Source organism: Dinoroseobacter sp. S375 (assembly GCF_049800775.1).
GTDB lineage: Bacteria > Pseudomonadota > Alphaproteobacteria > Rhodobacterales > Rhodobacteraceae > Dinoroseobacter.
Map to the genome: position 1 here is coordinate 88530 of NZ_JBNAFR010000011.1, position 12169 is coordinate 100698.

Annotated in this window: 8 protein-coding genes; 6 read left to right on the forward strand and 2 right to left on the reverse strand. The window is 64.9% G+C overall.

The genetic code is table 11. The annotated features are described in order from the left end of the window. Window positions 1-61 precede the first annotated feature (61 nt). Both ACP150_RS19360 and ACP150_RS19365 read left to right on the forward strand, forming a co-directional pair. Window positions 62-2746 (forward strand): PAS-domain containing protein, encoded by a 2685-nt coding sequence (locus tag ACP150_RS19360; protein ID WP_424968349.1) that lies wholly within the window; start codon window positions 62-64, stop codon window positions 2744-2746. Then, window positions 2746-3447 carry a response regulator gene (locus tag ACP150_RS19365; RefSeq protein WP_424968350.1) on the forward strand — a complete coding sequence of 234 codons (702 nt, stop codon included), beginning with the start codon at window positions 2746-2748 and terminating at the stop codon, window positions 3445-3447. Before ACP150_RS19360 ends, ACP150_RS19365 begins: the two co-directional genes overlap by 1 nt. A 100-nt stretch (window positions 3448-3547) precedes the next feature. Here the strand turns inward: ACP150_RS19365 and ACP150_RS19370 are convergent, their stop codons facing one another. Further along, window positions 3548-4279, reverse strand: coding sequence for a response regulator transcription factor (locus ACP150_RS19370; RefSeq protein WP_424968351.1), 732 nt, complete (start codon window positions 4277-4279; stop codon window positions 3548-3550). Beyond that, window positions 4276-6651 (reverse strand): ATP-binding protein, encoded by a 2376-nt coding sequence (locus tag ACP150_RS19375; protein WP_424968352.1) that lies wholly within the window; start codon window positions 6649-6651, stop codon window positions 4276-4278. The genes ACP150_RS19370 and ACP150_RS19375 overlap by 4 nt, the downstream gene beginning before the upstream one ends. A 220-nt stretch (window positions 6652-6871) precedes the next feature. On the opposite strand from ACP150_RS19375, the gene ACP150_RS19380 reads away from it, so the two are divergent. Genes ACP150_RS19380 through ACP150_RS19395 form a run of 4 tightly spaced genes read left to right on the forward strand, consistent with a single transcriptional unit; the run spans window position 6872 to window position 12168 of the window. Next, on the forward strand, window positions 6872-9604 hold the full coding sequence (locus ACP150_RS19380) for a molybdopterin-dependent oxidoreductase (RefSeq protein ID WP_424968353.1): 2733 nt from the start codon (window positions 6872-6874) through the stop codon (window positions 9602-9604). A 26-nt stretch (window positions 9605-9630) separates the two neighbouring features. Then, the gene (clrB, locus tag ACP150_RS19385; protein ID WP_424968354.1) at window positions 9631-10611 is read left to right on the forward strand and encodes a chlorate reductase subunit beta; all 981 of its coding nucleotides are present in this window, start codon (window positions 9631-9633) and stop codon (window positions 10609-10611) included. A gap of 11 nt (window positions 10612-10622) precedes the next feature. Further along, the gene (locus ACP150_RS19390) at window positions 10623-11381 is read left to right on the forward strand and encodes a molecular chaperone TorD family protein (protein ID WP_424968355.1); all 759 of its coding nucleotides are present in this window, start codon (window positions 10623-10625) and stop codon (window positions 11379-11381) included. Window positions 11382-11391: 10 nt separating this feature from the next. After that, window positions 11392-12168, forward strand: coding sequence for an ethylbenzene dehydrogenase-related protein (locus ACP150_RS19395; RefSeq protein ID WP_424968356.1), 777 nt, complete (start codon window positions 11392-11394; stop codon window positions 12166-12168). Window position 12169: the final 1 nt, after the last annotated feature.

Here is a 12169-nt window from a genome sequence, read left to right on the forward strand (position 1 = left end):
CGACATGAAGGGGATATCTGGCCGTGGTTCTGCTGAAACGGTGTGGAACAGGGCAGGATGCATGGCAGAGGCGCGGTTCAAGGTCGACGGGGATGCAGCGCTGGCTCTGCTGGAGGACACGTTTTCCGGCATCGATTACGGGATCGCCCTGCTCGATGAGGACATGAATTTCGTGCTCTTCAACGAGAAATATGTGGAAACCGCCTTTGCCGACGGGCTGGTGCCGAAGGTCGGGGACAATGCCGGGGATCTCGCGATCCAGCAACTGGCCACGGGAACCTATGTGGTGCCCGAGAACATGACGCCCGAGGACATGACAGCCGGATTGCTGGCCGCGGTGAAAGGGTGCCAGTCCGAGATCATCCTGCCGCTCACCGATGGCCGGACCCTGATGGCCTCGTCCAAGCGGACGGCGTTGGGCGGATACCTCCTCTCGATCGAGGATGTCACGGTCCGCATGGAGGCCCGCGAGGCCGAGGATGCGCGCCGCCGCGAGATCATTTCGGCCTTCGACGCGCTGGAAGAAGGCGTCGCGCTCTGGGACGCGGAGTTCCGGTTTCTGATGTGCAACGCCCATTACCTGCGCCTCGTGGCGCCCTTCCGCAGCACGCCGTGGGAGGTCGGGGTGCCCGCCGAGAGGTGCATCCACGAAGCCTATCAATCGGGTCTCTTCGAGATCCCCGACGGGGTGACCGAGCAGGACTGGATCGCGCAATACATGTCCTGGGCGCGCAGTTTCGGCGGGCCGATCGAGGTCAATCTCAAGGACGGGCGCACGATCGTCGTCTCGGCCAAGACCACCAACCTGGGCGGGGTGCTGATCACGGCCCTCGACGTCACCGAAGAGCGCAACTCCGAGGCGCGCGCATTGCAAATGCTGTTCGATGCGATGGAAGCCCTCGAGGAAGGCTTCGCGCTCTGGGACGGCGATATGAACTTCCTGACCTGCAACCAGCGCTATGTGGACATGATCCTCGGCCATCGTGGACGCCCCTTCTACGTGGGGACGCATGTGACGGAATGCACGCGCGAGATATACCGCGCGGATGTCGTGGATCTGCCGTCCGAGGTCACTGAAGACATGGTCGTCGCAGATATCGAAGACTGGGTGCGCAATTTCGGCGACGGGCGGGAGTATGTGTTCAAGGATGGCCGGACCGTCATGACCAAGGCCAAACCCACCAATCTGGGCGGGTTTCTGGTCACGGCGCTCGACATCACCGAGGAACGCAACTCCATCGCCCGGGCGCGCGACATGCTGCGGGACGCGATCGAGGCCTTGGAAGAGGGCTTTGTCCTTTGCGACGAGACGATGGGTTTCGTCTTCGCCAATGCCGCCTGGATGCGCATGATGGGCGAGACCGAACCCGCCGCGATCCTCGCGCCCGGAGAGGGGTTCGCCGAGGCCCTGCGGGCGCAGATCGACGCCGGGTTCTTCGCCATTCCCGAGCGTCAGACACACGAGGCCTATGCCAAGTGGATGCTGGATGGCCTGAACCGGCCCGGGGGCGAGATCCATTTTTCCTCTGCCGCCGGTCGGCAGTTCATCGGTCTGGCCCATGCCACGGCTTTTGGCGGATCGCTCATCCAGATCCGCGATGTAACCGACCAGCTCGCCCTGGAGGAGGAGCTGTCGCAACAGCGCGAGACGGCCCATCAGACCGAAAAGCTATCCGCCTTGGGCGAGCTTCTGGCCGGGGTCGCCCATGAGCTGAACAACCCGCTCTCGGTGGTCTTCGGCTACTCGCAGATGCTGCAGGGCAAGATCGAGGACCCGGTCCTGTCGGAGCGGATGGACCTGATCTGTCAGTCCTCGGAACGGGCCGCCAAGATCGTGCGGACCTTCCTCGCCATGGCGCGCCAGCGCCCGGCCAAGACCGAGGTCTGCAGCCTGAACGACATCATCGAGACTGCGCTCGAGGTGTCGAGCTATTCGCTCAAGACCAGCGGCACGGTGGTGGAGGTCGATCTCGACCCGAGTGCCCCGCGGGTCATGGGCGATTTCGACCAGCTCGCCCAGGTGTTCAGCAACCTTGTGGTCAATGCCGGGCACGCAGTGCGCAGCAAGGGCGGAGAGGGGCTGATCACCCTGCGCAGCCGGGTGCTGGGCGCGAAGGTCCGGACCGAGATTGCCGATAACGGACATGGCATCCCCCAGGAGATCCAGTCGCGCATCTTCGAGCCGTTTTTCACCACCAAGGATGTGGGCGAGGGGACCGGGATCGGGCTCGCCTTCAGCCACCGGATCGTCCAGAGCCATGAGGGCGCACTGACCCTGCGCTCGAAAACCGGCGCCGGCACGCAGTTCTTCGTCACCTTGCCCCGCACAAAGCCCGTTCTGCGACCGGTGAAGAGCGTTCCCGTCGCCTTGGGTGCGCGCCGTATTCTGGTGGTGGATGACGAGGATGTGGTGGCCCGGCTGATCGGCGACATGCTCAGGGAAGAAGGGTTCTCGGTCACCTGCACCACCGATCCGCGCGCGGCCTTGCGCATGGCCGAGGCAGAGCCTTTCGACGCGATCCTGAGCGATTTCAAGATGCCCGAGATGAATGGCGAGACCTTCTACCGTGCCCTTGAAGCCATCGCGCCCGAGAATGCCCGGCGCACTGGGTTCATCACCGGCGACGCGTTGAGCGCGCAGGTTGTCCTGTTTCTCGAGCGCGCCAAACGCCCCCATATCGAAAAACCCATTGTGAAGCCGGAGCTGCTGGCCCTGATTGCCCGTGCCTCCGGCGAGGAAGACTGATGCCCGAGCAGATCCTGATTTGTGATGACGAAGACAACCTGCGCCGCATGTTGTCGGACCACCTGACTGATTGCGGATACGAAGTGCTGCAGGCCGCGAATGCCGATGAGCTGCAGGCGACGCTGCGACAGGTCCAGCCCGCGCTCGTGCTGCTGGATGTGCGCATGCCCGGCAAGGACGGGCTCACCGCGCTGCGCGAGATCCGCGAAACCTCGCAAGTGGCGGTGATGATGCTCACCGCCGCGGGGGAGGTCGTGGACAAGGTCCTCGGGCTCGAATTCGGGGCCGATGACTACCTGGTCAAACCGGTGGACCTGCGGGAATTGCAGGCGCGGGTGAAATCCGTGTTGCGCCGCAAGCAGCTTGGCCGGGCACAGAAGGCCAGCGCGCCGCAGGGCGGCGGCACTGTGCCCTTCGGGACCTGTCAGCTGGATCTGGATGGTGCACGGCTCTTTGACAGGAATGGCGAGGAAATCGCGATCACCACCATGGAGTTCAGCCTGCTGCGCGTCTTTGCCCAGAACCGGGGCCGGGTCCTCAATCGCGACCAGTTGCTCGACCAGGCCCATGACCGGTCCTGGGAGCCTTATGACCGCTCCATCGATCTGCGCATCTCGCGCATTCGCCGCAAGGTCGAACGCAACCCCAGCAAACCCGAAGTGATCCGCACTGTGCGCGGCCTCGGCTACGTGTTCCGCTAGCCTCCGGGCCCGGGCCAGCGCTGCCCGTCTGCAGCGTATTGCCTGACGGGCATTGCGATGTGCGGACGGAGGGGGGCCGCAGCGCCTGGCTGGGTCTGCGTTACTCGGTGGGGGTGAACACATATCCGAAGCGGTGGATCGTGACGATCTTGGCGACCTCCTCGGGAATGCGCCGCCGCAGCCGCGTGATCAGCACATCAACCGTCCGGTCGCCCGGGCTCCAGTCCCGCCCGCAGGTCATCCGGGTGAGGGTGTCGCGGCTCTGAGGGGCGCCGATCCCTTGGAGAAACGCATGCAACAGACGCGCCTCTGCCGGGGGGAGGAACGCCTCTTGCGGGCCGATCCGCAGGGCACGGGTCTCGGGGTGAAACTCCAGCGCCCCGCAGGTGATCGGTGCGCTATCGGCCCGGGTGCGGGCCTTGTCCCGCGCGAGCAGAACGGCCCGGACCCGGCCCGACAGCTCGGCCGGATTGAACGGCTTGGTGACGTATTCCGCCGCGCCGAGCCCCAATCCGAGGATCTTGTCGCGGGTTTCGTCCATGGCGCTGAGCACGATCACGGGGCAATCGCCCGCCTGCTTGATCGTCTGCAGCAGCAGCAGCCCGTCGCTATCGGGCAGTTTCCGGTCGAGCAGGATCAGATCGAAAGCTGTCTCGGCGAGCTTTGCCTCCGCCTCGCGCGCAGAGGTCGCGGCCATATAGCTGCCACCGGCCGTCCGGACGATATCCCCCAACATGAGCTGCACCACCGGGTCATCATCGACGCAGAGGACCGCGCCCAGCCGGGCCGGACCCTTGAGCGCGGGGCGGACAAGGCCTGCGCTGCCGTTCATGGGGCCTCCGTCAGGGCAAGCAGGGCATTCCAGGACGGGACCTGGGTCAGATCCCGGTCCAGCGTGGTGAGCATTGGGCCCAGATCCTCGGGGCTGGCCCGCTCGGACCAGCGCTGGTCCAAGGCGCGCAGGGGCGCCTCGAGGTCGCTCAGCCCCAGTATCGCCGTGCTCCCGGCAAGCCGGTGGGCCTGCAGGCCCAGATCCGGGGGCGCCCCGCCGGAGCGGGCCTCGCGCAGCCGGATGCGGAACTCTGTCCACGCATCTTCGAAGGCCGCGAGCATGGCCGCCACCGTCTCGGCCGACAGGCCCTGAAGGCTGGCCCGCGCCGCGGCGGCGGCGGGCGATGTGACCGGCGGTGGCGGGCGTTTGAGGGCATTGGCCAGGGCGGCCTGATCCACGGGTTTGGCGAGGATCTCGTCGAAGAGATGGCGCAGCCCCGCACCGCGCTCCAGCGCTTCGACATTCGCCGTCAGCGCCACAAAGCGCGGCCCCTCGGGCCCTTGCGCGCGCAAGCGCCGCACGAGGCTGGGCCCATCCCCATCAGGCAGGGTGTAATCCACGACAAAGACATCGAACCCGCCCCGCGCACAGGCGGCATCGGCCTCGGCCAGAGAACCTGCGCTGGTGACGGCAAAGCCCAGCCGCTCAAGCTGCTTTGCGGTGACAGTGCTGCCGATCGGGTCGTCATCGACCAGCAGGCAGCGTTGATGGCGCGGGCTCTGCGGCCCGGGTTCGTCCGGGGGCGCGGTCGGGGTGCTGGCCGGTGCCTGACCGGGATCAAACGGGATTTCGAACCAGATCACCGCGCCCTCGGCCCCGTTGCGGTAGCCGATGCGCCCGCGCATGGCCTCCACCAGGTGATGGGCGATTGCGAGACCGAGCCCCGCGCCGCCGCTGCCGGTTTCGCGGGCATTGGTTTTCTCCCAGGGCTTGAACAGCGCCTCGGCATCGGCCAGCGGCAGCCCGGGCCCGTGGTCGCGCACCTCGAAGCGCAGGGCCGGGGCCTCGCTGCTGCAGCGCTGGATCGACACGACCACCCCGCGCCCGTCATCGACCCGGATCGCGTTAGAGATGAGGTTGCTCAGCACCTGCTGCACCATGGCCCAGTCGATCCGCACCCAGCGGGGCAGGTCGCCCGCGATCTCGAGGCTCAGATTGGCGGTCTCGCGCCCCTGACCGACCGTCGCGATCCGCTCATAGGTGGTGAGCACCTGCGCCAGATCGAGCGTCGTCACCCGCGGCTCGGGCGGGTCATTGGCCAGTTTCGAATAGTCGAGCACATTGCTCAATGTCTGCAGCAGCGTTTGTCCGGCGGTCTCGATCAGGTCGAGATAGCTCTGCGCCGTTGCCGTATCCGCCGTGCGCAGAAGCTCGGTCGCCCCCAGCACGGAATGGAGCGGCGTGCGGATCTCGTGGCTCATGGTGGCCAGAAACCGCGACATCCCGCGCTCGGATTGCTCGGCCCGCTCGGCGGCGCGGCGGTGCTCGGTCACATCGCTGAGCAGCATCACATGGCCGATCGACGTGTTGTCCACCGCGTCATGCAGCCCGCGCATACGCACATCGAAGCAGCGCGCGCCGCCAAGGGTGTTCAGCCAGACCGCGCGGTCGGTCTCGGTCATCGCCTCGATGGCTTGGTCGATCACCTCCTGCAGCGAGTTCTTTCGCTGGCGCATCAGGCGCAGATAGATGATCTCGCCCGCCTTCATCTCGCCGAGAAAGGTCTCGGCGGCGGCCTCGTTGGCGTTCAGCAGGTTATAGGACTTGTCCAGCAGGAAGGCCGGCGTGCGCAGGCTCTCGAAGATGGCGAAGTACCGGTCCTTGTCGAGGGTGATTGCCCGGGCGCGCTCCTGCAGCTCGCGCAGGCGGACATTGTCATCGGAGTTGTGCCAATCGGCCGAGATGCTCAGCTCGGTCTCGTCAAAGAAATCCCCCACCCGGTCGGTCAACCCGTCAGGCACCCCCTCGGGCATGCCGTTCAGCTCGCGGATGTAGAGATTGCGGAAATGTTTGAAGAGCCCGACATACATGGGCATCGTGATCCCCAGCGAGCGGTGCCGCCTTGCGATCCGACGCATCCGCGCAAAGCGCGGATCGGTGCGATAATCGAGCGTCGCCTGGGGCCCGGGCACCGCATCGGGGCGCGCCTTGAGGTAGGTGCCGAGGCTTTCGGTGACGCTGAGGATCGCTTCGACCCAGGCCGCGCGGATCGTGGTCGTGAAGGGCGCATAGCCGTTCAGCTTGGCAATCTCGATGGATTGATCGACCAGCGTTTCGAGACGGCTTTCGAGAAAGCGCACCACAGCCGCCATGCTGTCTGCGTGATCTGTTGCTGCCGGTCCGGTGGCTAGATCCTTCGGGTTCATCTGCATAGCGGCCCCGCGGGGCCGTCCTCCCATGCCATGCGCACCCTGCACTACACCAGCAAACGGGCTCTGACGGAACCCGTCAGCGCGGTTGTTTACAACTCGTTTACATCTGTTCACAACTTCGCAGCCTTTGAGCGGACCTCCCTCGCTATCGTGATTGCAACGAAAATCAGCCCACTCGGACACTGCTCCGGTCAGGGCGGCGACAGACGGGAGGGACAAAATGCTGCGCATGAAGCGTCGGGATTTCCTGAAGAATTCAACGCTGGTCGGGGCCGGGGTGCTGGCCGCGGACAAGGCCTGGTCACTCAACCGGCTCGAGCCCATCGAGGACACGCTGAGCGAGGAGTACCCCTATCGCGACTGGGAAGATCTCTATCGGCGCGAGTTCACCTGGGACAAGATCGGCAAGGCGGCCCACTGCATCAATTGCGTCGGGAACTGCGCCTTTGACGTCTATGTGAAGGACGGGATCGTCCTGCGTGAAGAGCAGCTCGCCAAGTATCCCCAGATCAATCCCAACGTGCCGGACGCCAATCCGCGCGGGTGCCAGAAGGGCTCGATCCACTCGGCGGCCATGTATGAGGGCGACCGGCTGCGCTATCCGCTCAAGCGTGTCGGTGCGCGTGGCGAGGGCAAGTGGCAGCGCATGGAGTGGGACGAGATCACCGAGGAGATCGCCGACAAGATCATCGACATCTTCGAAAAGCACGGGCCCGGCAAGATGATGACCCATACCGGGTCCGGCAACCTGTCCATGGTCCGCTTCGCGGCGCCCTATCGCTTTGCCTCGCTGGTGGGTGGGGTGCAGCTCGACATTTTCACGGATGTCGGCGATCTGAACACCGGCGCCCATCTGGCCTATGGCAACCCGCTGGAAAGCTTCACCTCGGACGCGTGGTTCGACGCCGACTACATCATGATGTCGCTCTTCAATCCGAACGCGACCCGGATCCCGGATGCCCATTACCTGTGGGAGGCCAAGTATAACGGCGCCCGCGTCGTCTCGGTCGCGCCGGACTACAACCCATCCTCGATCCATGCGGATCTGTGGATGCCGATCAAGCAGGGGGCCGACCCGCATCTGGCCATGTCCTTTGTGCACGTGATCATCGAGGACAAGCTCTACAAGCCGGACTTCATGAAAGAGCAGACCGACCTGCCGGTGCTGGTGCGGCTTGACACGGGCAAGATGCTGCGCGAGGCGGATCTGGTCGATGGCGGTTCGGACCAGAACTTCTATCACTGGGACACGATCTCGGGCGGCCCGGTCATGCTCAAGGGCTCCATGGGCTCCGAGGAAAAGACGCTGGTGCTGGACGGGATCGATCCGGCGCTGGAGGGGACCTTCACCGTCGAGGGGATCGAGGTCACCACGGTCTTCGAGAAGGTCAAGCAAGAGGCCGCGAAATACGCCCCCGAGGCCACCGCCGAGGAGACAGGCATTGCCGCGCAGACCGTGCGCGACGAGGCCAAGCGCTTTGCCGAGGCTAGGAAGGCGATCCTGATGCTGGGCTTCAATGTGGGCCGCTATTCCAACGGGATCTATACCGGCTGGGCGCAGTCGCTGATGCTGGCGCTGACTGGGCATGGCGGCAAGACCGGGGGGTTGGATACCTCCTGGATCGACTGGAAGCACATCCCCTGGCTGCAACTCGCTCTGTTTGGCTTCGAGAAGTTTCCGCGGCTCGAGCCCGGCGGTCTGGGCGAGTTCCAGCGCGGTCACATGATCGAGCATGCCCGCGAATATTTCGACGCCGACAAGCTCAAGGAGCGGGTTGGGTTCAATGTCGACGAGATGGAGGAGATGATCAACGAGAGCATCGGCGAAGGCTGGATGCCCTATCACGGCGACATGAAGGGGCTGATCTCGATCGCCGACAACAAGTTCCGCCGCAACAAGTTCGCCGACCGCTACCGCGAGCGGATCCTCGAGGAGGTCGAGGAGCTTTTCGTCGATATCAATGTCCGCATGGACAGCACCGCCCAATGGGCCGACTACCTGCTGCCCGCCGCCAGCCACTACGAGGCCTGGGATCTGCGTTCTGTCGGTTTTCACAGGTTTATCAACGTGTTTTCACGCCCGGTTGATCCAATAGGTGAGGCCAAGCCCGATTGGGATATCATGGTTCTGCTGACCCAGAAGATCCAGGAACGCGCCCTCGCGCGCGGGGTCAGCGGCTATCAGGACGGCGATGTCAGCCGGGATCTGCACACGATTTTCGATGACTTCACCATGAACGGCGCGATCATGACCGATTACGACGCCACCAACTGGCTGGTGGAGAACAGCCCCGAGATGGGCGACGTGACCCTGGAGGAGGCCGCCGAGAAAGGCTTCATCGTGATGAATGCCGAAGGGGGCAACAACCAGCCTATTCCGCCGGACGAGCCCTACAACCCCTTCGTCGCCCAGACCCGGGACAAGAAACCCTACGAGACCCTGACCGGGCGCGTGACCTTCTATTGCGACCACCCGACCTTTGAGCGGATGGGCGCGGTCGTGCCCACGGCCCGGCACCATGCGGGAAGCGCGGCTTCGAACTATCCGCTGTCCTTCTACTCGCCCCATACCCGCTGGGGGATCCATTCGAACTGGCGGTCCAACAAGTTCATGCTGCGGCTCCAGCGCGGCGAGCCGAACATCTATATCAGCCCGATCCTCGCCGCCCAGAAGGGCATCACCGACGGCTCCCGGGTGCGGATCTTCAACAGTGCTGGCGAGTTCTTTGCCCAGGCCAAGTTCTATCCGTCCATGCCCGAGGGCTCGATCATGATGGAGCATGGCTGGGAGCCGCACCAATACGAGCAGATGAAGCCCATGAACAACACCATGGCCACCCTGATCCAGCCGCTCGAGTTGGCGGGGGGCTGGGGGCATCTGGGCTTCAAGCTCTTCAAGTGGAACGCAAACCAGCTGGCGCATGAGAGCAGCGTCGACGTGGAGCCGGCGTAAGCCGCGCCGTGAGGGAGGATTAAGACATGGCCGTGAAACGTCAGCTCAGCATGGGTCTGGACCTGAACAAATGCATCGGGTGCCACACCTGCACATCCGCCTGCAAGCTCCAGTGGACCAACCGCAACGGGCGGGAATACATGTACTGGAACAATGTCGAAACCATGCCCGGCACGGGCTATCCCAAGAACTACGCCGATATGGGCGGCGGGTTCGACGAGGATGGCGCCCTGCGCATGGGGCAGGAGCCCGCGCCCGAGGATTACGGGGTGCCTTGGGAGTATAACTACGAAGAGGCGTTGATGACGGGCACCGACCCGTGGCTGCGCCCGAATGTGAAACCGACCTGGGGCGCCAATTGGGACGAGGATGAGGGCGAGGGAGAGTATCCGAACTCCTATTACTTCTACCTGCCGCGCCTGTGTAACCATTGCGAGAACCCGGCCTGTCTCGCGGCCTGTTCGCGCAATGCGATCTACAAGCGGCAGGAGGACGGCATCGTCCTGATCGATCAGGAGCGCTGCCGCGGCTACCGCTACTGCGTCAGCGCCTGTCCCTACAAGAAGGTCTATTTCAACGAGGAGATCTCGAAATCCGAGAAATGCATCTTCTGCTATCCCCGGATCGAGAAGGGGCTGCCCACGGCCTGTGCCAAGCAATGTGTCGGGCGGATCCGCTGGATCGGCTACCGCGATGACGAGGCCGGTCCGATCCACCAACTGGTCGAGAAATACAAGGTGGCCCTGCCGCTTTATCCCGAGATGGGCACGAAGCCGAACGTCTTCTACGTCCCGCCCATGTCGCCGCCCAAGATCGACGACAATGGCGGTGCCACCGACGAGGCACGGGTGCCGATCGACTATCTCGAGAGCCTGTTTGGCGACGGGGTGCGGGCCGCGCTCGAGACCCTGAGCGCCGAGCGGCGCAAGAAGCAGGAGGGCGGCGAGAGCGCGCTTATGGACACGCTGATCGGCTACCGCCATGCCGATATGTTCAAGCTGAGCTGAGGGGGATGTCCATGCAAGCCCCCGACCGCCCGCCCATGGGCAATGCGCCCGCGCGCGCCGCCGCGAAAGAGACGCTTTGGCGGCTCACGGCGTTGACCCTGTCCCATCCCGCGCCGGAGTTTCACGCGGCCATCGCCTCGGGAGATTTCCACGCGGCCTTTGAGACCGCCTGGAGGCAGGTCACCGGGCGCGGCTGGCCGCAGGTTGCACCTTGCGGGGATTTCGCCGCCTACGAGGCCGGGTTCATCACCGCCTTCCTCCATGGGCGCAAGGGCAAGCCGGTCGCGCCCCTGCTCGCCGGGGATCACGACGCGATCCTCGCCGGGCTGACCCGGCCGGTCTTCATGCTGAACCTCACCAGTTTCTACAAGCATTTTGGCCTGCGCGCCGCGACGGCGGATGAGGGGCGGCAGGACGAGCCGGACCATCTGGCCAGCATGACCGAGTTCATGGCCGTGCTCTGCTATCTCGAGGCGCGGGCCCTGACCCAAGGGCGTGACCCGGACCCGACCCGCCGGGCGCAGCGGGACTTCCTGTGCCGCTACCTGCAACCCTCCCTCGCGGCGATTGCCGGGCTCCTGCGGCGCGATCCGGTCGCGGATCTCGATCCGACCGTGATGCAGCTGGTGCAGGACATGGCGGTCTGGGCCGAAAGCCAGATTGCCGAGCTCGAAGCCCGGGTCGGCCCGTTCCGGGACCCGGACGCGCCGAAACCCGCGCTCGCCGCGGCCGCGCAGGCCGCGCCCGCCACACAGAACCTCTGGGGATAAGGAGATCGACATGATGAGACATCTGTCCCAAACCCTCGCCGCCACCGCCCTTCTGGCCCTTGCCGCGCCGGTCTTCGCCGAGGGCAGCTCGATCATCGAGGCGAATGTCAAACTGCTTGAGGCCGGGGATACGGTCGCTGCTTCGAGGATCCCCGATGGCATCTATCTGCGCCGGGTTAACGACCCCAATGATATCATCTGGGAGCGTCTGCCCGAGTACCGCGTCCATGTGGCCCCGGCGCCGTCGGTGCACGAGTCCGTGGATCTGCGGATCGACTATGATGACGAGGGGCAGGATGTGTATCTGACCATGGCCCGCACCTCCGAGCGGTTCTATGTGCGGATGCGCTGGCGCGATGCGCAGCCCGATCTGATGACCAGTTCCAACCGGTTCCGGGATGCGGCGGCGGTGCAGTTTTCGCTGGGCGACGATGCCACCTCGTACCTGATGGGGGACGGGCCCGATGCACCGGTGAACATCTGGTACTGGCGCTCGGATCGGGGCGAGGTGCAGAACCTCGCTGCCGGTGGACCCGGCAGCACGACCATGCTCGACAACCAGCCCGTGAGCGGCGCGGCCGAGTTCGTCGACAAGGGCAGCCCGGCGGCCAATGAGTGGTCCGTGGTGATGTCGCGTCCCATCCCGACCACGGGGGACTATGAGGTCTCGTTCCGGCGCGGCGAGGTGCCCATGGCCTTTGCCATCTGGCAGGGCTCGGACGGTCAGCGCGACGGGCTGAAAAGCGTCTCGGATGGCTGGATCCTCGTAAGCCTGGAGGAGAGCTGAG